General features: G+C 46.3%; 18 protein-coding genes and 1 other RNA gene. 9 read left to right on the top strand and 10 right to left on the bottom strand.

Annotated features, from left to right (window positions below; genetic code table 11):
* Positions 1-664: sensor histidine kinase KdpD (locus tag Q8L79_RS06800; RefSeq protein ID WP_305269384.1), on the top strand; the 664-nt coding region annotated here is incomplete at its 5' end.
* Between the two features lie 327 nt (positions 665-991).
* Positions 992-1969: a hypothetical protein gene (locus Q8L79_RS06805; RefSeq protein ID WP_305269387.1), complete on the top strand. Its 978-nt coding sequence runs from the start codon at positions 992-994 to the stop codon at positions 1967-1969.
* A 286-nt stretch (positions 1970-2255) separates the two neighbouring features.
* On the opposite strand, the gene Q8L79_RS06810 is transcribed toward Q8L79_RS06805, so the two are convergent.
* Entirely contained in the window at positions 2256-3656 is a 1401-nt protein-coding gene (locus Q8L79_RS06810) for a hypothetical protein (protein ID WP_305269389.1), read from the bottom strand.
* A gap of 99 nt (positions 3657-3755) precedes the next feature.
* On the opposite strand from Q8L79_RS06810, the gene Q8L79_RS06815 reads away from it, so the two are divergent.
* On the top strand, positions 3756-3920 hold the full coding sequence (locus tag Q8L79_RS06815; RefSeq protein ID WP_305269392.1) for a hypothetical protein: 165 nt from the start codon (positions 3756-3758) through the stop codon (positions 3918-3920).
* Positions 3921-4272: 352 nt separating this feature from the next.
* Here the strand turns inward: Q8L79_RS06815 and Q8L79_RS20115 are convergent, their stop codons facing one another.
* Positions 4273-4740, bottom strand: a complete 468-nt coding sequence (locus Q8L79_RS20115; RefSeq protein WP_370869893.1) for a pentapeptide repeat-containing protein — start codon at positions 4738-4740, stop codon at positions 4273-4275.
* Between the two features lie 600 nt (positions 4741-5340).
* Here Q8L79_RS20115 and Q8L79_RS06825 point away from each other — a divergent pair.
* Positions 5341-5961: a hypothetical protein gene (locus tag Q8L79_RS06825; RefSeq protein ID WP_305269397.1), complete on the top strand. Its 621-nt coding sequence runs from the start codon at positions 5341-5343 to the stop codon at positions 5959-5961.
* A 131-nt stretch (positions 5962-6092) separates the two neighbouring features.
* Here Q8L79_RS06825 and ssrA read toward each other — a convergent pair.
* The 3 genes from ssrA to Q8L79_RS06840 all read right to left on the bottom strand — a co-directional run bounded on the left by ssrA (position 6093) and on the right by Q8L79_RS06840 (position 10090).
* Positions 6093-6471: a transfer-messenger RNA gene (gene ssrA / locus Q8L79_RS06830) on the bottom strand.
* Between the two features lie 291 nt (positions 6472-6762).
* Positions 6763-8379, bottom strand: coding sequence for a GTPase (locus Q8L79_RS06835; RefSeq protein ID WP_305269399.1), 1617 nt, complete (start codon positions 8377-8379; stop codon positions 6763-6765).
* Positions 8360-10090 carry a GTPase gene (locus Q8L79_RS06840; protein ID WP_305269402.1) on the bottom strand — a complete coding sequence of 577 codons (1731 nt, stop codon included), beginning with the start codon at positions 10088-10090 and terminating at the stop codon, positions 8360-8362. Before Q8L79_RS06840 ends, Q8L79_RS06835 begins: the two co-directional genes overlap by 20 nt.
* A gap of 129 nt (positions 10091-10219) precedes the next feature.
* Here Q8L79_RS06840 and Q8L79_RS06845 point away from each other — a divergent pair, with 129 nt between their 5' ends.
* A complete protein-coding gene (locus tag Q8L79_RS06845; protein ID WP_305269405.1) occupies positions 10220-10645 on the top strand; it encodes a hypothetical protein in 426 nt (141 codons plus the stop codon).
* 2 nt (positions 10646-10647) lie between these two features.
* On the opposite strand, the gene Q8L79_RS06850 is transcribed toward Q8L79_RS06845, so the two are convergent.
* Both Q8L79_RS06850 and cysS read right to left on the bottom strand, forming a co-directional pair.
* Positions 10648-11307 (bottom strand): DUF2959 domain-containing protein, encoded by a 660-nt coding sequence (locus tag Q8L79_RS06850; protein WP_305269407.1) that lies wholly within the window; start codon positions 11305-11307, stop codon positions 10648-10650.
* 234 nt (positions 11308-11541) lie between these two features.
* The gene (cysS, locus tag Q8L79_RS06855) at positions 11542-12930 is read right to left on the bottom strand and encodes a cysteine--tRNA ligase (protein ID WP_305269409.1); all 1389 of its coding nucleotides are present in this window, start codon (positions 12928-12930) and stop codon (positions 11542-11544) included.
* A gap of 148 nt (positions 12931-13078) precedes the next feature.
* Between cysS and Q8L79_RS06860 the strand changes: the two genes are divergently transcribed.
* From Q8L79_RS06860 to Q8L79_RS06875, 4 genes are all read left to right on the top strand, one after another.
* The gene (locus Q8L79_RS06860) at positions 13079-13660 is read left to right on the top strand and encodes a peptidylprolyl isomerase (protein WP_370869892.1); all 582 of its coding nucleotides are present in this window, start codon (positions 13079-13081) and stop codon (positions 13658-13660) included.
* A 91-nt stretch (positions 13661-13751) separates the two neighbouring features.
* Positions 13752-14477, top strand: coding sequence for a UDP-2,3-diacylglucosamine diphosphatase (locus Q8L79_RS06865; RefSeq protein WP_305269415.1), 726 nt, complete (start codon positions 13752-13754; stop codon positions 14475-14477).
* A gap of 492 nt (positions 14478-14969) precedes the next feature.
* Entirely contained in the window at positions 14970-16826 is a 1857-nt protein-coding gene (locus Q8L79_RS06870; protein WP_305269416.1) for a methanol/ethanol family PQQ-dependent dehydrogenase, read from the top strand.
* A gap of 121 nt (positions 16827-16947) precedes the next feature.
* Positions 16948-17817, top strand: a complete 870-nt coding sequence (locus Q8L79_RS06875; RefSeq protein ID WP_305269419.1) for a quinoprotein dehydrogenase-associated putative ABC transporter substrate-binding protein — start codon at positions 16948-16950, stop codon at positions 17815-17817.
* Between the two features lie 51 nt (positions 17818-17868).
* Here the strand turns inward: Q8L79_RS06875 and malQ are convergent, their stop codons facing one another.
* The 3 genes from malQ to glgC form a co-directional block, all read right to left on the bottom strand.
* The gene (gene malQ / locus Q8L79_RS06880; protein WP_305269421.1) at positions 17869-19338 is read right to left on the bottom strand and encodes a 4-alpha-glucanotransferase; all 1470 of its coding nucleotides are present in this window, start codon (positions 19336-19338) and stop codon (positions 17869-17871) included.
* Positions 19339-19414: 76 nt separating this feature from the next.
* Positions 19415-21109 carry a glycoside hydrolase family 57 protein gene (locus Q8L79_RS06885; protein WP_305269425.1) on the bottom strand — a complete coding sequence of 565 codons (1695 nt, stop codon included), beginning with the start codon at positions 21107-21109 and terminating at the stop codon, positions 19415-19417.
* Positions 21099-22379: a glucose-1-phosphate adenylyltransferase gene (gene glgC, locus Q8L79_RS06890; RefSeq protein WP_305269427.1), complete on the bottom strand. Its 1281-nt coding sequence runs from the start codon at positions 22377-22379 to the stop codon at positions 21099-21101. The genes Q8L79_RS06885 and glgC overlap by 11 nt, the downstream gene beginning before the upstream one ends.
* Between the last annotated feature and the right edge of the window lie 27 nt (positions 22380-22406).

The following is a 22406-nucleotide window of genomic DNA, read 5'->3' on the forward strand; positions in this document are numbered from 1 at the left end:
CGATTACATCCGCCGCTTTGCAACGCATTTGTCGCACGAATTCAAAACCCCGCTGACCTCGATGCAAGGCGCCCTGGAGTTGTTGCAGGATCATCTGGACACGATGCCCGGCGAACAGCGGCAGCGCTTTATCGACAACCTGCTGGCCGATACCCAGCGCCTTAGGCAATTGGTTAACCGCCTGCTCGAACTCGCTCATGCCGATGCGCTGGAGCCCAGCCGTCAGGAGAGCTCCTTGCCTGCTGTGCTTGCCGCGCTGCACAATCGTTATTTTGAACGCGGCTTGCAATTGCAATACACCGACCTGCCCGATACCGCGCTGGCAATTGCCCCGGATGCGCTGGAACGAGTGCTCATCAATCTGTTTGAAAACAGCCTGCAACACGGGGCAAACCGGATGGAAATCAGCGCCGTGATTCAAGCCAGCACACTGCAACTAAACCTGCATGACAACGGCACCGGCGTATCACCGGCCAATCGCAACAAGATTTTCACACCGTTTTTTACCACCCGTAGAAATACCGGCGGCACCGGTTTGGGACTGGAAATCACGCTGTCGTTGTTGAAAGCCTACGGCGGCAAGATTGAACTCGCTGACAGCGGGGAAGGGGCCTTGTTTGTGGTGAGTTTGACGGTAAGCCGGTTGGGTAAAAGCGTGGGATGATTGGTGCGTACCCTGCGGTGCTACTGAGTTCGCTTTACTGTGTGAGATATTATGAAGCTTATTCGTTCAAAAACACTATCGTAATTAATGGAAACATAATGAATAGGGGGGCATAATCAACTTAGGAGCGTGCATGAAATAACTTCGACAACTTGGTTCCCTCTCTCAGGCAGAGGGGAATCAAATGCTCAAGTTATTTAATTTTCATTCCTATGTACACAGGCATGGTGGATAAAATTAAAATATTCACGCCAAAATCTCATAGCCAAAGCGGCTGATCTTCCAGACTCCATTCCTTCAAATCGAAATAGCCCTTCGGGAAAAATCATGTCATCTACCACTAAAACGACTTATGCTCTTGTCCCTTTTATTATCTTCGGCATTATTTTGATAACGGCTTTTTTCTTAAAATACTTTCAACCCATGTTGCCGGAGGTTCTTAGAAATTGGGCCGAGCATTTATCAATCGCGCTGATTGTTGCCGTGGTCATTGGATTAACCTATGAATACACGTCGCACCTCTTTCGTGAAGAGATTCTGAAAAATCTTCTTCATGAAAGTCAGGAACAGGTCTACCAGGCACTGAGAGCCTATAGCGTTCTGACGCCGGACGAAGTATTTCGTCTCTTAAAGGAGATAGCCAGCCAAATTAATCAGACGCCGACGCTGTTTTATCCGGCGCGACCGGAAGGGGGCGAATATACCTTTACCGAAAGCATGGATTTTTTCGACACGCTGGTCAAAATGCGGCCTAAAGAAATCGTCAAGATACTCGGTACATGGATAGAGCCCAAAAGCCATAAAAATCTCAAATATCTTGCCAGCGATTTTATCGGAAAATATCAGCTTGCTGAAATTGCCGAGGAACTTCGCCGTCAGGCGGAACCTGTGTTGCATTTGGGCAACCTTAGCGAGGAAGATAGAGGTTGGGTATTAAATTATATCTGGGCCTATTCCCGTTGCGAGAAACCCATGTACAAATTTCTAGGGGATGTGATGCGCACCACTTCAGATCATGCAATAGAAAAATGGATTCTTTTCCTCCCGGTGCAAATGCCTTCTGTGGAGTATGTCCAGATGATTAACGACTATCTGGAACGCGACACGCCCATCGCTGATGATAATTTATTGCTGGTGATTCATTCTGTCGCATCCTTACATCGCGCACAAGCGGTCGACGGTGTGGCGCTGTTAAAGAAGTTTCCGAACCGCTTCGGACCTCATCACCAGGAAGATGTAGAACGTATTTGGAGGAATTACATGCTGGCCCCAGAAGAGTTGAAAGGTATTTTTTTGTCGGCGTGATTTCGTCTCCTTGGAAAATCAATAACTGAAACGGAAAGATCCCTGAGGGTGAGTAGACTGTCGCTTTATCATTTCCGCTGTCTGTATGTGCCTAAGAGTCTATAGTACGCTGCAATTGCATGGAAAGTCGTCATGTCGGCATGGATTGCCGACATCCAGAACACAGGGATGTGCTTGTAGCCATTGCCATTCGTGGCATCTGGATTCCGGCAATCCATGCCGGAATGACGTGCTTTTCCTTAAGTTAGCGCATCTTGGCTAATCCCGTTATCCCCACCCGCTTGGTTTACTTGGGTACCAGCGGATTATTGGAGATGGAGAACAAATGGCTGGTATCGGTGCTGGATGCGCCGTAATGACAGCCGAAACAGCCATTTGTGTCAGTCTGATGATAGGTTTCCATGGTGCTGTTGGCCAACAGTTTTGAGCCAATTTGCTTGGCGGTATCGCTGCCGCTGCTGGGTATCGAGCCGTTTTGAGTCCACACCGCGCCGATTTCGAAATATTTCGCACGCACATCACCTAATATGCCTAAGAAGCCGCTGATGGTGTTGGTGAGCGTGAAAATTTGCGTGTTATTGTCTGCCGAGGCGGCGGTGGGTTGATTGCCCCACGGCATCGCGCGGTAAACATTGTTGGCTTGAATGGTATTACCGGCTGTTGCGCAGATTTGGCCTGTCTGACAGGAAGGGGTTGTTGTCGGGCCGACCACCATTTGCGATACCAATGCGCCTGCCTGCGCGCCGCCGTTGGTCATAAATGACCAGGTTCCCTTCGAATTGTAGGGGACTAACTGCTGTTTGCTGCTGCCGTCGGTTAGATAATACTCATTGTTAGGTGCGTTGTCGCCGTGTTCGAAAGTCGCCCAAACCATTTCAGGATGACCTTGCACCGGGCCGACCACATGGACACCGACCAGCGCCAAGGTCTTCACCACCGTTGCCGGTGTGCCGATTTGCCAGAGCGTATCGCTGCTCTTGACATAGTTGGGTACAGCCGCCGAAATGGTCACATAATCCGCCACGTTTTTTACCGTTGCTGCGTCGATCCAGGCCGTTTTCATCTCCATCGTCAGCGCATTGGCATCACCCAGCTTGACGTTGTTCTGATTGGCGTAATTGACAATACTGGTGAGCTCGGCCTGCGTCGTCGGGAACGGCGTAGTGGCCGGCAACACACCGTTGGTAACGGCGGTATTGAACCACGCATAGACATCGTTGGCATGCATCGCGAAATAAACCAAAGAGCCGTTCAAGGACAGCAAAGTATCGCCGCCGCCTGCCTGACCGCCCGGTTGAATATTTTCTTGTTTGGAACCGCGAAGGGCGAATCTGTTGTTTTGAACGCCCGGCGTATTCGGAATATAAGTGGCTTGACCTTGATCGTTGACATTGACATCGAAGAATACCGGGGAGTCGATCAGGATGCTTCCGTTTATCGGCGAAGTAACCCATAAAAACATCTGATGCGCCCACTTGTAGAAGTCGCATGTGGTATTTTGAAGCGGAAAGCCAACACTGTTGGCGAAATTCACGATGCCTCCTTTGGAGGCTGTTCCTGAGGCGAACCAGGCGTCAAATTCCTGCGGAGAGAGGGTGCAGGTTGAGCTTGCAGTGTTGGATTGCGCTCCGACGGCGCTGACAGCGCCCAGTGCAAAAAGGGTAGCCAAAATCTGTTTCTTTAGCACGGTTTTTCTCCAAAAAATTGTAAATAGGAAAGAATTGAATGCAGCAAAAGCGGTTAAACATTGAAGTATCTTATTTGGGTCGTTAGAGTGTTACAGGTCATGCGTTACAATTGGGCCACCGGCAACGATTATACTGACGCTCTTGTACATGACATTAACCGCTACAAACGAGGTTGCGCCGACTGGGTTAAATGGACTCTCTTTGCCTGGCGTTTCCCCCAGATTCAGCAGGCGCCTGCACTGGCCGAAAAGCAACTGCAATAAACAGCCGGACATACTTCAAATGGTCAAATTTTCAAATTTTGAACAGCCAGACAGTCAGAAAAAACTAGATTTCCAAGCATTTGAAATAAGAAAAATTGACCCTTTTGAGTATAGTCCATGCCTGATAAGCGGCTGCCAGAAACAGCAAAAACTGTGACCTATTGCCAGATTCTATTGAAATTTAGTCGGCCTGGGGCTTGTTGCAGCGGATGCGGAACAAGGGTTGCTTCCCGAATTTAAGCGTTTTGATGTTGCAGTTATCTTTGAGTCAACCGAAAAACCTGATCGCGTTATTCCGACTGGGTGACGGGCAATGGATAGCCTGATTGACTTAAAAGCTATTTGCAGGTTTTCACCCCGGCGGCAATCGGGTCAAAGCCGACAGGCCAAAAGTGGTTGCATCAAAACCACAGGCTTTAGCGTCAGTGAACTTGGTTTTGTTAATCCTCGCATTGGTATATAAGTTGCCATATAACTCCGCTTTGGACAAATCGACCCATCGCAGATCAGCATTTTTTAAATTTGCGTTGACTAACCGGGCTTCGATAAAGTTTGCACCTTGCAGATTGGCGTTGCTAAAGTCAGCGCCTTCTAGAACTGCCTTAGTAAAGTCGGTACGCTGGAGTTTTGCGCCAGAGAATTTTGTGCCGTAGGAAGTTTGTAACTGATGGAATGTTGCTTGGGTAAGGGTAGCGCCAGTGAAATCACAACCGGAGACATCCGTACCGGAAAAATCAGCATTACGTAAATCAGTGCGGGAGAAATTAACGCGAAAAAGCTTGGTGTTGCGAAAATTGGCTCCGCTAAGATTGCGGCCAATAAAATCACTTTGCCTTTAAAAATTAAATTCATTTCGCGTATAAGCTCCTCCGGAGGAAAAGTCATACACATACTCGCTAACCCCAAAGATGGTTTGACCCCAAAAATTAACACCATTAACAGCATAGAAAACCGATTGGCTGAATATTGGTGCGTATTAGGCAATTGGCCGGGCTGTGCGTACATGGATAAGGCGGCAATAGGACCAAACTGCCAAAGTTTTTTCGTCAATGGTTGTCGATTAATAGTCATAAGGATGTTGAAAGCCGGTTGATTAAATGAGGGTGCAGCTTTTTGCTGGGTTTAGCATAGGTAATCACTATTGCCGTTAATATTAACTATAGTCTAATTACAAAATAACTTATTCAAAGTAGCTACTCAGCCCCTACCCAATCCTTGGAAACATAATAAAACCAAAGCCTCGAACACGTTGAGGCCTTGTTTTGGCGGAAGGGACATGGCAGGGTAAAGCACATGCTGTCCACGCCCGATTTTTCGATGTTTCACTATGATAATTGTCTTATGATATAACATCGTCGTTCTATCATCGGACACCGAAATTTTATTTCAAGATAACCCGCACCACTTGGAGGACAACCCAATGCCCAAAAAGCCTATAAAATCAAAAGAAAATACCGACAAGCCTGAAGATAAGGACGATTTGCAAGGTGACAACCATGACTGGCGCGACGACAGCTTGGCGTTTTTTGAATCCGAAGAGATATCGGAAGGTTTGCATAACCAGTTCATGGACTACATAACGGCCTTTGAGGAAGCGGAGTGGGTCACGACTTTTGATGTTTTGGTGCAGGGCGGAATGGAGTTGCCAAGGCCTGATGAATTGGATGACAAGCAACTGAGCGCAAAGCTGTGGGAAGTGATACGCGGGTTGGCGATGTTACGCATGTTTCTTTACAGCACCAACCATCTGAGTGATCGCGAGCTGTATGAGAAATTGTGCGATGATGTGTTGCAGGAGGAGGGTCCGCTGCTATTAGGCTGCGGGGATTCGGCCTGTCATATCGATCTGGTGAGCAGCGGCAGCGAGGAGGATAACGAGCTGTATCTGCGTTATTACGCCGATGAAGAAACCCGGCGCGATTGGCTCAAAGACTGGCCCGACGATATTATGCCCGCGCATGAGCAACCGCCGTTTGACCGTGACCGGCATTTGCCCTCCAGGGATCAGGCTCAATGGTGTCATGTCGGCAAGCCGTCCTGATACTGAATCTTTATGGCGAATTCGAAACGCTGGATGGCAGCGTCAGTTATTGGTTTTCGCCGGGCATAAAAAAAGCCGTCGTTCCGTAGGGAAGGCAGCTTATTTTTATATCTTAAGTTTTTTAAATCAGTTGGTGGAGGCGGGGGGAATTGAACCCCCGTCCGCAAGCACTCCGCCACAAGGTCTACATGCTTATCCCGGGCTTTTTGTTTAGCTAATGACAACCCGTCGGGCCAAGCTTATCATCAGCGATTCCGTAAGGTTTTAGCGCATCCACACCGGACAGATTTCAGCGCGATCTTATGTAAATGACCTCTGAACGTTCAGCGAACTGAACTCCACCCGCATAAGCACAGATGGTCAAAGGAATGGTGCTGTGTTTAAGCAGCTAAAGCCATTGAGTAGTTTTCGTCATTTGCGAATACTTTAGTTTCAGTAGATTTTACGAGGTGTACTGTCCTCGGCATGCACTTAAGGTTTTGCTACCCACGTCGAAGCCATGTCGCCCCCGTGATGTGTATTCTAAATTAATTGGATAAAAATTGTACAATTATTTTTTTAGCCCAGGATTCATGCGGCTTTTAGGGTGATTACCGAGAGCTTTACCGTTCGCCCTGAACTTGTCGAAGGGTGGACGGCAAAGCCTTAACTTGTAGTGCTTACATATCACAATCCGGTTTTTAATTCTCCTCGGCAATTGCTCCTGCATAACCCACAGGGATGCGGGGAATGCAGAGAAATCACTGGATCATTTCTTGTCCATGCAGTCGTCCAACAGGAGAAGAGATAAAAGCGCCCGCTTTAATCAATAAGCATCCTGGACAAGGGACTGTTGCTGTCTATTGATGGTTGTCGGTCGGCGACACCGCAACGCTCAATAATCCCGTCTAGCTGCTTAATCTGCTCGGAATGTTGATTGCCGATGTTTTCTATCGCCAACAAAACTTCGCCATCTATCATGTTAATGGCATTACTTAAACCCTTGTTTAACCCACTTAAGGCGCTTTTCTCCAACGACGGCTTTAATTTTTTCAGGATAAAAAATGGCGTCAGCCAGGTAATGGCTATTAACAGACTGCTGTGTACCGCAAAATCCACGCCCAGATACTCTACGTCGGTCATATTGCTGGTGTAATAGCCGATAAAGACCTGATAGCCGACCCAACAAATGGCCGCAAGCGGCAGGATTATTTCGCATAAGCGCATAAACTTTAAAAGGGCGCGATGCAACACATTGCCGGGATTCGCCAAGGCTTGTCTGGCGGCTAGTTCACTTTGTGCCTGGATAATTTTGGGGGCTTTTTCGCGTAGCGCGGACAATTGCTTTTTAAGCGGACTCACCGGAACGCCAAGCTGATCGGCATTGATAACGAATTCATCCAGCGCATCGTCAAAGCGGGCTTCAGCCCAATCATCCCATAGCTTCAATTTAGCGCCGCTTGCTGCATATTTGGCAGCCGCCGGATTGCTTAATAAATCGGCGGCGTAGTCGGCATAGCGCCGCGCCAACTGCTGGATCGGCCATGCAAATCCTTGTTGCAACACTTGGGTTGTACGCTGCCATTGGTCCTGCCACAGCGTCGGCAATTGCTGAAACGCCACCTCGGAACCCAGTAACCGGCCAGTAGTCTGCAGGTTTTTCTTTAACTCGTCTTTTTTAATCCGGCAACTTCTTTGTTCGAGTTGCTCAACGATATGCCCGGTCGCCAACGAGCTGATGGTTGATTCCAATGCCGAAAATTCATCGGTTTGCAAACTTTCGATGCAGGCAGTTTTGAAGATAATCGGCTCAGCAAATCCTGCTTTATGCAGTTGCTGTTTGAAATCTTCAAACTGCTCGGTTTGGCCTCTGTCCCATTGGTTCAGAACAAACAACCATGCGTGCCTGCCGCCTTCTGCAAGCAGTAAACGCCAGGCTTTTTCATCCCGATAGCGTTCCGGGCTGACCACATAGATCAGTACATCGATATGCGGCAGCCATTCCAACACCTGATGTTTGTTGCTTTGTTCGGTGCTGTCGAAATCGGGCATATCAATCCAGATGATATTTTTTCCGGACTCATTATCATGTTCGGCGATTTTGATTTGCGCCAGCGGCAGTTGCTCGGGCAAATGCGTTATCGCAACGCTATGGTGATGATATAAGGTGACTTCCCGCGACGTGGGTCGCTCGACTCCGGCTCTGGCAATGGCTTTGCCTGCCAGTCGGTTGAGCAAGGAACTCTTGCCCACGCCGGTGCCGCCCATGAAGGCCACAATCAAAGGCCTGGAGCCGTTATGGTTAAACAAGGTGTCGGGTGTCCTGGTATCAACATCGCTTAACTGCTGCGCGGCTTCTGCATTAATCCAGCCGGCTGCCAGCGCCTGCTCAGCCCAACGTTTTGTTGTTTGTACCAAACTAGAGTAATCGTAAGCCATGGCGCTTTTCTGTGAGTTGAAGCTCTGCCGCACGCAGCTGGTCAGGAGATATATTAAAGTAAGTCGTCATCGATAATTGCTCGGGCAGCTGCACGAGTTTAAGGCGCAAGCTCTCGATAAATAATGCCTGTTTTACGGTATTGAATTGATTTTGTTTTAACTCGGCTTCCACTTTGTGCATATAGCCGCCGACTGCACTTTCAGCCAACAACGAAGTGACGGTCAGCATCGCCGGAGCAATAACCAGATCATGCAGTCCTATGCCGCCCATATAGAAGCTGATTGCAATAACGGTGGCATCGGCAGTCGCTCTGGTTGCCCGCAAACTGTTTAAGACCATTGGCTGTTCTTGTAATTTGTAATACAAACGATGCGCGGCGCTTTCTACATCCTGCTGAAAAGACAGATGATAATTTTTTGCCGCTTGAGCAAAATCCTGTAACGCGTCCTGTCGCTGGCTGCGTAACACTCCGTTTAGCTGCCGCCACCATTGGTTTTTGTCGTCCTTATCCAGCAGTTTGTCCGCCAGTTGAATCAGCGTATGTTCGGCTATTTGATTTAATAAGGCTATTTCGTAACTGCTGTCTGAAATATGCAGTCTCTTGCGCCCCAGCTTCATAATTTGCCTGACCGGCCAAGTCAATACTTGGCGGGTACCGGCCAGAATACGGGCTAATCCGGGGATTTCCATTAAATTCAGCAATTCAGTCATCGCAAGCTGAAAGGTTTCATAATGATGCGGATGATTCAGGTAATCGCGCTGATAGCTTTCCATCGCTTGCTTGATCATAAGATCAACTAATTCATGCCAATCATTTAATGCCTGATGCTCGGCAAAAACCGGTTCCAACCAGGTTTGCCAGTGTCGCTTCAATAATTCCTGTTCAAAACGCGCGTGTTTTTCAGGCCTTACCTTATTTGCTAATTGCTTAAGCAGCTGTTGCCTGGACTCCGGCCAGACAGGCAGGCCTCCGGGTTTTTGGTAATACAGCGGAACGACCTCCGGAAATTCATCGGTTCTGGCTTGCTGCCACTTTTCTTGTAATGACTGGATAATGATCGACTCTGAGCCTTCAACCAATTTATTCAGGCAAATAATGGTCGGTTGATGCAGCTCTTCAAGAGCAGCCATGATGTCCCAGACCGATTGATCGGCATATTTTTCCTTGCTGACCACCAGAATCACCATATCCGCCAAGGCAATCGCCCTGATGACGCCTTCACGGTAAGTCGCTGAATCTATCGAATCGAAATCGGGCGTGTCCCATAAAACGCCATGCGGCAAAAGCTTTGAATCGGTGGTATTTTCGGTTAGCGAATAGCAATCATGCCGGTCTTTGCTTAGCTGCGCTTGTTGCAATTGTTGAAATCGGCCGAAGTAACGTTGCAGGCCGGTACAGTCAGCAAGATTGACGCCGTTGCAAAAACCTTGGGGATGAATGGTATAACCGGCCAAAGGACTGACTCCGGCAATATTACTATTTAATAACACGTTGACCAGCGAGCTTTTTCCGGCCTGAGTCGGTCCCACCACAGCCATGTGCAATAACGGTTCCTGCGACGCCTCAATTAGCTGACCCTTGCGTATAAAGGCTTCCGCCAAAATAAGCTGATCAATCCGCTGTTGATAGCTTGTTTTAACAGACTCATTGCCCTGTTGAGCCAAAACCGCCTGGTACCGTTGTTTTAATAATTGGATAAATTCCAGCATAAAAAGCTAGCTCAGGATTATAATGACTGACTATTTTACTTTGTTTGGCGATCCTGCGTTATATAATCACAATCGCAAACCATGTAAATAGCATGACATGCGTCCCTACTTAAACCTGAGGTTATCTTTATGAAGAAAATACGTATTCTTCTGCTCATTCTCTTCTGCACATCTTTAATTGCGTGCAGTAAGGGGCAACAAATTAACGGTCATAATACCCGTACTGCCTATAGATCAGTAAAGGCATTAAAGAACCGTTTATCTCCCGATGCTCGTATTGAATTTGAAGTTTCTTTCTGGACGCTTCGCGATTCCATTAAAAGTGAAAAAGAATTCCTTAACACTGTTGACGGTAAAAAACCCGAAGAAATTATTGCATTGGGCAAAGAACTTTATCAACAACGGAAAAACTCCGGCTTTGCAGGTTACGAGAAATATGCCAGTTGGGAAGAAATGATTGCCAAATTCGGCAAGGAAAGAATCGATCAGGATAACCGTAAAGGTAAAAAAGAAGATCCTAAAGACAAAGCCAACGAAGTTTTGTACAAGCTCTAAGGTTACCGGCTGGGCAAGGCTTTTTGATCAATTAGCACCGCAACAAATTGACTTGCCTCAGCGATCGTCTGCTCCATCGCCCGGATAAGCTGGGAAATATCAATGCCTATCTCAATAAATTCATGCCTTAATGCCGCGATCGCTTGAGCATTAAGGTTGTGCTTAAGATATAGCACCTGATCTTTAAATGCCGCCAATACCGGCTGAATTTTCGCTTCGGCTTTTTGCATAGACCTGATAAGCCGGGCGTAATTTTGTCTGGCCACCTTTAGCTGCTGCTTGCTGTGGGCGCGCAAGTTACGGTTAGTGTATTCACTAAGCTCATTTTCCCATTCTACAAACAGTGCTTCGCTAACCTCTTCAATCGCCCTGATTCTGTCGCTTACCGCATCGGATTTAGCACAGCAAAACTGATACTGCCTGTTGAGCAGGTTGTATTTATGGTCCAGTGCCGTTTCATTGACGCAGACTAAAGTTTTAAAACGCTCCAGCGCATCTTCAAACTCGTTTCTAGTCTCCTGCAAATCCACGCAGACCTGTTCGACATGAGAAACAACTATGTCGCGCTTATGCTCCCCAATGGACTCTCTGGCGCTGTAATAAACGGTACGGATTTTTTTTGAAAGAAAACTGCTGATTAAATTTAACGTTTTTTGTGCCATATCGTTTGCTGGCGGTTTGTTATGATCGGCCATTGGAACCTTGGTTTATTTGCTTGAATTTTATCATTAGGGTTTGTAAGTCAATGGCTGCACACGAAATAGCTTTTTTATCTCGTTTCCAATCGTCGTTATACACATCTCGACGTAGTCAGCCATTCCAGCGTCCATGCCAAAATGAAGGTCTGAACAGACTTGTGTATAAAAACGAGCGCAGCGCGTGGAAATGAGATGAATCTATTCACGCCGCCAACTGGTTGTGCCGTCGGGAGAGTCTTCCAGAATCACGCCCAGCTCTTTCAGGTCGTTACGTATTTTATCGGCCAATGCCCAGTCTTTGGCTTTTTTTGCATCCAGTCGCGCCTGGATTTGTTGTTCGACTGTTTCCTCCTCAAGTACAGCAGCATCCCCGCTACCTTTAAGAAAAGCATCTGGATCATCCTGTAAAATCCCCAGCAAGCCGCTTAAATATTTCAACGTAGCCGCCAAGGCGCAAGCTTTCTGCTGATCGGTTTCTTTGGCTTTATTCAGGTCTCTGGCTAAATCAAATAACACTGCCAGTGCGACCGGCGTATTAAAGTCATCATCCATCGCCTGTTCAAAACGGGTTTTATAAGCTTCCTCAATCGCCGCCTCGGCTGTAGTTTCCACGCCTCGCAAGGCGGTATAAAGGCGCGTTAAAGCCGCTTTGGCATCATTAAGCTGTTCATCGGAATAATTCAGCGGACTGCGGTAATGACTGGAAAGAATGAAAAAGCGGATAATCTCCGGTTTATACTGATTTAATACTTCGCGCACGGTAAAAAAATTCCCCAATGACTTGGACATTTTTTCATCATCAACACGCACAAAACCGTTGTGCATCCACACATTGACGAATTTCTCGCCGGTCGCCCCCTCCGACTGGGCTATCTCATTTTCATGATGCGGAAACTGTAAATCCATACCGCCGCCGTGGATGTCGAAATGATTCCCAAGGCAACAGGTAGACATCGCCGAACATTCGATATGCCAGCCGGGACGGCCCAAACCCCACGGCGAATCCCAGGCGGGTTCATTGGCTTTAGCCATCTTCCACAACACAAAATCCATAGGGTTGCGCTTTGCAAGATCGACATCGACCCGCTCACCGGCCTGCAAATCGTCCAGGTTCTTACCCGATAACCGGCCGTAATCTTTAAACTTGGTCACCGCATAAAACACATCGCCATTACTGCCGACATAAGCGAGATCTTTGTCCATCAAGGTTTTAATCATCGCAATAATATCGGTAATAGACTGCGTTGCCCTCGGCTCAAGATCAGGCGGCAAAACAGCCAGCGCTCGCTCGTCCTCGTGCATCGCATCGATAAACCGCTCAGTCAGCTTGGCGTATTCTTCGTTGTTTTCGATGGCCCGCTGAATAATTTTGTCATCAATATCGGTAATATTGCGCACATAGGTCAGCTCATAACCCTGATAGCGGAAATAACGCGCAACCGTATCAAACACCACCATGACGCGCGCATGACCGATATGACAGTAATCATAAACCGTCATGCCGCAGACATACATGCCGACTTTACCCGCTACACGCGGCTGAAACGGTTCTTTCTTTCGGGTCAGGGTGTTATATATTTTCAGCATGTCATTAAATAATTCGGTTAGGCGATGTTTTCATTGCCGATCAGTCGAGGCAGGTTAAACAAAACGGTACAATCTACCAAGCACATGCTTCTCTTTCAAGACAAAAACACTTAAAATCTGTTCTTTGCATCACTCTCTAAGGAAATCCATGCGTACTTTCATTTTCTCCATGATGCTGCTTTTAACCACAACACTCTCATTTGCAACGGAAAATAAAATGTCTGATACACCATCAAAAGTTAAATTAACAACCTCGCTGGGTGAAATTATTATTCAGCTGAATCCTGAAAAAGCGCCTATTTCATCGGCAAATTTTTTGACTTACGTTAATGAAGGCTTTTACAACAACACCATTTTCCATCGCGTAATCCCCGGATTTATGGCGCAAGGCGGCGGCTTTGATACTGATTTTAATCAAAAAGCGGTTCACGATCCTATCAAAAACGAAGCCGATAACGGCTTGACAAACAAACGCGGTTCAATAGCCATGGCGCGCACCAATGTGCCGGATTCGGCAACAGCCCAATTTTTTATCAATTATAAAGATAACGCCTCGCTGAATCATACCAGTCCAACGCCAAGCGGCTGGGGCTATGCTGTATTTGGCGAAGTCATTGAAGGCATGGATGTTGTCGATGCCATGGCTAAACAACCTACCGGTAACCGCGGCGGACATCAGGACGTGCCTAAAACCGACATCATCGTCGAAAAAGCTGAAGTTATAGAGTAGACGAAAGGCGCAAGGCTAAAGGCGAAAGGTACCGACACGGCACCCGTCTTTAGCCCTTTAGCCCTTTAGCCCTTTAGCCCTTTGCCTCCCCTTGAATCAAGAAATCCTGTTTATCTCAGACCTGCATATTTCCCTGGAAAAACCTGAAATCACCCGTCGGTTTCTTTCATTCTTGAGCGATAGAGCACCCAAAGCTGCCGCCGTTTATATACTGGGTGATCTTTTCGATGCCTGGATAGGCGACGACGACTTTACCCCACCTAATAATAAAATCCGAAAACAGCTTAAACAACTGACTAGTTCAGGTACAGCGGTTTATTTACAGCAAGGCAACCGCGATTTTCTGCTGGGTAAACAATTTTCCGAGGATACCGGCATTACGCTTATCGATGAGTACGCAGTGATCGATTTGCATGGCACGCCGACGCTACTCACACACGGCGATTTACTGTGTACCGATGACCTGCCCTATCAGGCATTTCGCACCAAATCGCATACGCCTGAATGGCAACAAGCCGTGCTGTCCAAACCCTTATTTTTACGTTTACTGGCGGCGCGCTGGTATCGTGTACGCAGCTATTTCCACAAACGCAAAAAATCCCAGGACATTATGGATGTTAATCAGGACACGGTGCTTAACGTTATGCGTGAACGACACTGCTTGCGCTTGATCCACGGACATACGCACCGCCCTGCCATCCATAATTTTAAAATAGGCGATCAATCTGCCCAGCGTTTTGTACTTGCCGCATGGAGCAAGAATACAGCCGAAGTATTATGCTGGAACAGTAATGGTTATCAAATTGAAGCCCTTTAGCCTATCCGTTCGTTTTATGGCATCAACAATCGGTAATCCATACTCAACGCTTTCAGTTTAAGCAATATCGTAAAAAGCAATCTTTCGTCGAATACCCCTCTCCCCACGTCTGCCGCCAGCATTTAAAATTAATGGCATTTCAAACAGTCATCCGTAGCGGATTCTCTTGAAAAACTTAAAACCTTCGCAACGAATATAGATTTCTGCTCTATCCAAAATTGACATAACCCAGAGTGATGTGGGTTATGCAGGAGGTAGAGTAATGCAGGAGCAATTACCGGACACCCTGAGTTTTATCAAAACGTTACAGGAAATCGTTTTACACCAAAGCCTATAAAATTTGACTTTTGGGGCAAAATCATTAAATTTAGGCTCCTAGAGTGAAAATTTCCTGTATCTATGGAGCATGAAAACCACCCTAAAAACTAATATTAGTCATAAAAACATAATCACTATTCTGTCAAATTAACAGAATACCAGGAGAAATATAATATGAAGAAGCCTTTGAAAAGTTGGCTGCTTGCTTCCAGTGTGGCTGCTTTATTAGCTGCACCAGCAGTTTCAACTGCTAACAGCGATCTTGAAAAACTCACCCAAAACCCAGCCAACTGGGCATCTTGGGGTGGTGATTACGCAGGTACTCGTTACAGCAAACTCAGTGAAATCAACGCTACTAACGTAAAAACACTGCAACCAGCCTGGTCTTTTTCTACAGGCGTCTTGCGTGGACACGAAGGCGGCCCATTGGTTGTTAATGATGTTCTTTACATTCACACACCTTTTCCTAACACCGTTTACGCAATCGATCAAAAAACCCAATCTGTAATCTGGGAATTCACGCCAACACAAGATGCTGACGTGACTATTCCGGTTATGTGTTGCGACACCGTCAACCGCGGTTTGGCTTACGGTGACGGCAAAATCTTCTTGCAACAATCCGATACCGTTTTAACTGCGTTGGACGCTAAAACCGGTAAACGTGTCTGGAGCGTACAAAATGGCGACCCTAAACTGGGTATGACCAACACAAACGCGCCTTTAGTTGTTAAAGACAAAGTGCTAACCGGTATTTCCGGTGGTGAATTTGGTGTTCGCGGTTTCTTGGCGGCTTATGACATCAACACTGGCGAGTTGGCTTGGAAAGGCTACAGCATTGGCCCAGATAAAGACACACTGATTGACCCCAAGAAAACAACTACCTGGAAAGATGGAAAAGTTACACCTGTCGGCGCTAACTCAAGCACAAGCACTTGGGAAGGCGACCAATGGAAAATCGGCGGCGGTACAACTTGGGGCTGGACCAGCTACGACCCTAAATTGAATCTGATCTATTACGGATCAGGCAACCCATCCACATGGAACCCTGTACAACGTCCAGGCGACAACAAGTGGTCTATGTCATTGTGGGCTCGTGACGCAGACACAGGTGAAGTTAAATGGGTTTACCAAATGACTCCACATGATGAATGGGATTTTGACGGTATCAACGAAACTGTCCTGGTTGACCAGGATGTTAAAGGCAAAATGCACAAAACCATCGTGCATTTCGACCGTAACGGTTTTGGCTATACTTTAGATCGTGAAACTGGCGAATTGCTTGTTGCTGAAAAATTCGACAAATCAGTTAACTGGGCAACTCATGTCGACATGAACACCGGTCGTCCACAAGTTGTATCCAAATACAGTACTGAGCAAAACGGCGAAGACGTTAACACAAAAGGCGTTTGCCCTGCTGCGTTAGGAAGTAAAAACCAACAACCGGTTTCTTACTCTCCACAAACCGGCTTGTTCTATATCTCCGGTAACCACTTGTGCATGGACTACGAACCATTCGAAGTTTCATACACAGCCGGTCAACCTTACGTTGGCGCTACGTTAACCATGATGCCCGCTGGCGCGGATGTATTGACTGGTAAGCCGGACGACTCAACCAATCTGGGTCAGTTCACAGCTTTCGACGCTAAAACCGGCAAAATCGCTTGGTCGAACAAAGAAACATTCTCTGTTTGGTCCGGTTCGGTTGCAACTGCAGGCGGCATAGTATTCTACGGTACTCTGGAAGGCTACTTGAAAGCGGTTGACGCTAAAACAGGTAAAGAACTGTACAAGTTCAAAACACCTTCCGGCATCATCGGCAACGTTAATACTTGGGAATATAACGGCAAGCAATATGTTGGCGTTCTTTCCGGTATCGGCGGTTGGGCTGGTATCGGTATCGCTGCCGGTCTTGACAGCGGTGAAGAAGGTTCAAACTCAGAAGGATTGGGAGCGGTTGGCGCATACAGAAGCCTAAGCTCTTACACTAAACTGGGCGGTACATTAACTGTATTCGCATTACCCAGTAACTAAATCGATCTGATTTTTTAGATTGTATTAAAAGCCCTGGTTGATTTATCAACCAGGGCTTTTTTTTGCCTGCTTATGCAGTAAACTATTACGCCTTATTGTTCGATACACCAAGGAGATATTAATGAGGACCTTACCTCAAAGTACAACATACTTAACCATCCTACTTTTAGCCGCATTCAGTTTTACTGTTTCAGCGGGAGAAAAATTCAAGGTCTGCGCCGACCCGTTGAACCCCCCCTATTCCACTAAAAGCAAAGACGGCTTTGAAAATAAAATCGCCGAACTGTTTGCCAAAGAGCTTGGACAGACCATCGAGTACACATGGTTGCCGCAACGACTCGGTTTTATCCGCAACACCTTAAATGCGCCGTTAAAAGACACCGACGTGGAAAGCAACGAATATAAATGCGACGTCATTATGGGCGTTCCTGCCGGCTACGAGCTTACCTTAACAACCTTGCCGTACTACAACTCGACTTATGTTCTGTTAATCGCCAAAGGACGCGGTTGGGATGACATTACCGATGCCGCCCAATTAGCCGATCTGCCGTTGCAAAGACAGGGAGCATTAAAAATTGCGATGTTCGACCGTGGCCCCGGCACGACCTGGATGCAAAAAAACGGGCTGCTCGATTTGGGCATCCCTTATCAATCGATGTCAGGCGACGCTGATAATAATGTAGCGATGCAGATAGAAAAAGATCTTAAAGCGAAGAAAATTGATATGGTTATTTTGTGGGGACCTATGGCTGGCTATGTCGTTGGACAAAGCCAAAAAAACAGTTACTCAATGATTCCGATGAAATCAACTCCTGACATGAAATTTGATTTTGCTATGGCGATGGGCGTGCGTAATGGCGACAAAGTAAGAAAAGAGGCCCTTAACAAGCTGATAGCGGCCAAAGCAGACGAGATTCGATCCATTATGGCCGGTTATCATATTCCTTTACTGCCAATGCCTAAGCAAGCTACTCATGAAGACAACGATTAATCTTAACTAGCCTTTATGCAGGGGCGACATCCAGGTCGCCCCTGCATACCATTATTTACGATTAAACAATCCAACCAGATACGCAAATCTGACCGACCGCTCATGTGACAATTGATTCCACTGAAAGCGCCACTTCCAGTTACCCACCGTCGTACCTGGAGTATTCATTCGATGCTCGGAACCCAGCTCCAAAATATCCTGCATGGGAATTACCGCAAGATTTGCAACCGATGCCAACGCCGCATGAATCAGCGCACAATGCAATGGCATTGCCGGATTGCCGAGATAATTGTAAATGTAGTTTTTCTCATCATTGCTGATACTCTCCAACCAACCTAAAGTCGTGTCATTATCATGAGTCCCGGTATAAACAACGCAGTTTTTTTCATAATTGTCGGGCAAATAAGGATTATCAGGGCCGCCACCAAATGCAAACTGCAAAATCTTCATGCCGGGTAAATCGAACTCCTCTCTTAACGCCTCGACTTCGGGAGTAATAATACCCAAATCTTCAGCAATTAACGGAATCGACCCATGCTCTGCTTTTATTGCATTCAATAATGCCTTGCCTGGCGCCTTAACCCATAACCCATTAATTGCGGTGTCTTCATTTGCTGGTATCTCCCAAGCCGCTTCAAGCCCCCGAAAATGATCAATTCGAATAATATCAAACATCTCAAGTTGGGTTTTCATCCTTTCAACCCACCAATGAAATCCGGTTTTCTTCAGATAATTCCAGTTATAGTGCGGATTGCCCCAACGCTGTCCTGTTTCAGAAAAATAATCAGGCGGCACTCCCGTCACGACAGACATTTCACCTGATTCATTGAGTTTAAAAACATCGCGATGAGCCCAGACATCAGAGCTGTCATAAGACACAAAAATAGGGATATCCCCAAACAAAAACACGCCATGCCGGTTGGCATAAGCTTTTAATTCCAGCCATTGCTGAAAAAACACATATTGCTCAAATTTAATACGATCAATTTGTGTTTTTAGCCGGCGACGCGCCTCTTTTATTGCTTTTTCGTCCCTTTCTTTAAAATGCTCAGGCCATTGATTCCAACATTGTTGATTAAATTCAACCCTAAGAGCTATAAACAAAGCAAAATCATCAAGCCAAAATGCTTTTTCCTGACAAAAGTGCGTAAAGCTATTCTGATCCTGTCGTTCGGCACGCTCCAAAAACCCATAATAGGCCTTTGTTACCAAACACCTAACAGCGCAGTCGCCGGCACATTCTTCACATTTATCAGAACCCTGCAGCCAACCTTGCTTCACCAACCAATCAATATTAATTAATTCCGGATTACCGGCATGAGCGGACAAACACTGATAAGGCGAACCATCCGCATGGGTCATGCCTAAAGGCAAAACTTGCCATACGCTAACCCCGGAATCATGCAGAAATTTTACAAAATTATAAGCTTCCCCCCCTAAATCGCCTTGCCTGCCCGCACCCGGTAACGATGTAATATGTAACAAAATACCGGCTCGACGTTTATTTAAGATGTCATTCACACTTAGTGATCTCTCGTTTATGTTTTCAGTTGTTAGTTTTATTAAATGCGGAGGACTAAATACTAATAACCATCAATTATGTAAGCTCGACGCCTGGACGCATTGCCCCCCCCATAGCCGGAGTACCGGAACCTTGCGTAAATGACATCGCCAGATAAGCGGGCGGCTCTTCACCCAGCAATCTATATAAATTAGCCAAATTGAGCCGGAATTGTTTTTCAAAGTTACTGACCGCTTCGCCTGGATTATAATCGCCAAACCACCAAAACCAGTCAGAACCTTCACAGACGGCCAGCTGAAACTCAGCCTGTTGCACTTGCTTATCCGTTAATGTGCCCGCTGAAATGACCTTGTCAAATGCCCATTTAACATCGCCCAGCATATCCCAACCCCGATTCTTGTCCGCATCACCTATCCAGGTCGAGAACGTACCGTAAACCCAACTGCCCGCAACCATTTTTACCAGTGGTTTAATCTCAACCTTACTTTGCAAACATTCTGAAAAAGTAGTTAATTCAATATTTGGATGACCGGCCAATCGTTGATACAAGGCACTGAGAAAGTAATAGCCATTAGCAGGAAAATATTCCCATGCATTCTCCCCATCCATGATGATTGAAACCACTTTATCACCGGACTCATGTACAGCAATATTTTCGAGATGATGAATCAAATCGCCAACTGCATCATCGGCATGCCATTTAGAATATTCAAAACCGATCAGGTCAGATAGGCCGTCATCACGAAAAAAACAGGCTATATCGGTTTTCTGAAGCTTAAAAGGATGATGAATTCCTGATGTTTTGTCGTTTTCAGGAAGATTCAAACTATTATGCAGCACAGAACCACCGCTTGCAGTCCAGTCAAAGCCAAAATCACCCAATATTTTTAACGTCTGATCACTAACACTGCCTTCCGAAGGCCAGCATCCTTTAGGTTTAAAACCAAATAATCGCTTAAAGGTCTGCACACCCTTGTCAAGATGCCACCTTACGCGTTCTTCTCCGCCCGGATAGGTATCCAACTCCGGCAAAGGAGCATCAGGCATAGCTTCATGGGTAGACTTCAAATCCAGTAAAAGCGGTATGATAGGATGTGCGTAAGGCGTCACAGAAAGCTCAACCTGCCCTTTTCTGGCTAATGCCTTATATCGACAGATAATACTGCTCAGTTGCTCGGCAATAACCTCTATAATTTCGATCCTGTCGTGTAGCGTATAGCCGGATCCTTTTTCTATCAGCCGCTTTATTCGACTATCGGTTAACTTTATTGTTTCTCCCATCCAAATCAGATGATACCAAGCCAGAACATCACTGATAAACTGAGAATTGACGTAAGTTAATGAATCATAATGATGTTCAAGCCAATCGGCCATCTCAATCAATCTTTTGAAAGTCGGGTAACGGTTTATTTGCCTTTCCCTGTTCGCTCGCATACAGTCTTTAACCAATCTCATGCGTTCTTCAGGATCTGCCGGGATACTAGGATCAACCAGTGCCGCCAATAAAGGATCGGTGATCGAAATACGATCATGCAAGTAGCCGTTGACCTGCTTGGCATATTCCTCAATTTGTTCCAAAAGTATGGGCGCAAAATTCACTACCGCCTTGGCCTGCGGTACGGCTTCCAGATGCGCGACCATATCTACATAGTCTTTAATAACATGCAGATACGTCCATGGCAGCTTAAATTCCCCCGATTGTAAGTCCCTATATTCCGGCTGATGCATGTGCCAGCACAAGACTAACTTCAATTTTTTTTTATCTGACATAATGTCTTTTTTGCCCCAGCATATCCGGCGTAACCAAAACGACTCCGCCAGGACTTACATGAAATTTCTTTTCGTCTTCCGCCCTGTTTTCACCAATCACAGTACCTTCCGGAATTTCACAGCCTTTTTCTATAATCGCCTTGGTAATGCGGCAATGACGACCGATATTAACTTCCGGCAAAACGATAGTATCTTGCAAAGTCGTGTACGAATTAACGCGGACATTGGAGAATAATAAAGAATGCCTGACTTTTGCCCCGGAAATAACACAGCCTCCTGAAACCATGGAGTCAACTGCCAGACCTCGTCTTTTGTCACTGTCAAAAACAAACTTGGCCGGTGGCGTTTGCGCCTGATAAGTCCATATAGGCCAGGTTTTATCATATAAATTTAAATCCGGCTTTACGCCAATCAATTCCATATTGGCAGACCAATATGCATCAATGGTACCTACATCGCGCCAGTAACTTTGCGCTCCACTTTGTAGATCCAAAAAAGGATAAGCATTAGCTACATATTTATCGATAACGGCAGGAATAATATCTTTACCGAAATCACGACTTGAGCCTTTGGTATCGGCATCTTTAAGTAATTGTTCAAACAGAAAACCGGCATTAAAAATATAAATACCCATTGACGCCAACGCCGTATCGGTTCTGCCCGGCATAAGGGGTGGGTGCTCAGGCTTTTCCACAAAAGCCCTGACCCGCCGGTTTTCATCCACATCCATAACGCCGAAAGCCGTTGCATCCTGCAACGAAACTTCTATACAACCTATTGTTAAATCGGCATTTTTTTCAACGTGATCGGCAAGCATCGCGCCGTAATCCATTTTATAAATATGATCGCCGGCCAGCACTAAAATATGTTCAGGATGACGACTACGCAGAATATCAATATTCTGGAAAATAGCGTCAGCGGTTCCTTCATACCATGAGTTCTCATCATGCCGTTGTTGAGCGGGCATCAAGTCGACATATTCGCCAAATTCACCACGTAAAAAACCCCAGCCCTGCTGAATATGCCTGATCAATGAATCCGACTTATATTGGGTCAAAACACCTATCTTGCGTATACCGGAATTCATGCAGTTCGATAATGGAAAATCAATAATTCGAAACTTGCCACCGAAGGGCACGGCTGGCTTAGCGCGCCAATCGGTCATATTCATTAATCGTGAACCGCGACCACCCGCCAATATTAATGCAATGGTATTACGGGTTAAGTGACTGACATTATGATCATGCTTTTGCTTGCTTGACGCTGACATTTTTCATCTCCATGTGGAATAGACTGA

Origin of the sequence: Methylobacter sp. (assembly GCF_030680395.1) — a bacterium.
In the GTDB taxonomy this organism is placed as follows: Bacteria; Pseudomonadota; Gammaproteobacteria; order Methylococcales; family Methylomonadaceae; genus Methylobacter_A.

Excerpts from the sequence above, each read along its gene's own strand:
- Q8L79_RS06805 (WP_305269387.1), top strand. The coding sequence starts at position 992 with ATGTCATCTACCACTAAAACGACTTATGCTCTTGTCCCTTTTATTATC.
- Q8L79_RS06815 (WP_305269392.1), top strand. The coding sequence starts at position 3,756 with ATGCGTTACAATTGGGCCACCGGCAACGATTATACTGACGCTCTTGTA.
- Q8L79_RS06825 (WP_305269397.1), top strand. The coding sequence starts at position 5,341 with ATGCCCAAAAAGCCTATAAAATCAAAAGAAAATACCGACAAGCCTGAA.
- Q8L79_RS06835 (WP_305269399.1), bottom strand. The coding sequence starts at position 8,379 with ATGGCTTACGATTACTCTAGTTTGGTACAAACAACAAAACGTTGGGCT.
- Q8L79_RS06840 (WP_305269402.1), bottom strand. The coding sequence starts at position 10,090 with ATGCTGGAATTTATCCAATTATTAAAACAACGGTACCAGGCGGTTTTG.
- Q8L79_RS06845 (WP_305269405.1), top strand. The coding sequence starts at position 10,220 with ATGAAGAAAATACGTATTCTTCTGCTCATTCTCTTCTGCACATCTTTA.
- Q8L79_RS06850 (WP_305269407.1), bottom strand. The coding sequence starts at position 11,307 with ATGGCACAAAAAACGTTAAATTTAATCAGCAGTTTTCTTTCAAAAAAA.
- cysS (WP_305269409.1), bottom strand. The coding sequence starts at position 12,930 with ATGCTGAAAATATATAACACCCTGACCCGAAAGAAAGAACCGTTTCAG.
- Q8L79_RS06860 (WP_370869892.1), top strand. The coding sequence starts at position 13,079 with ATGCGTACTTTCATTTTCTCCATGATGCTGCTTTTAACCACAACACTC.
- Q8L79_RS06870 (WP_305269416.1), top strand. The coding sequence starts at position 14,970 with ATGAAGAAGCCTTTGAAAAGTTGGCTGCTTGCTTCCAGTGTGGCTGCT.
- Q8L79_RS06875 (WP_305269419.1), top strand. The coding sequence starts at position 16,948 with ATGAGGACCTTACCTCAAAGTACAACATACTTAACCATCCTACTTTTA.
- Q8L79_RS06885 (WP_305269425.1), bottom strand. The coding sequence starts at position 21,109 with ATGTCAGATAAAAAAAAATTGAAGTTAGTCTTGTGCTGGCACATGCAT.
- glgC (WP_305269427.1), bottom strand. The coding sequence starts at position 22,379 with ATGTCAGCGTCAAGCAAGCAAAAGCATGATCATAATGTCAGTCACTTA.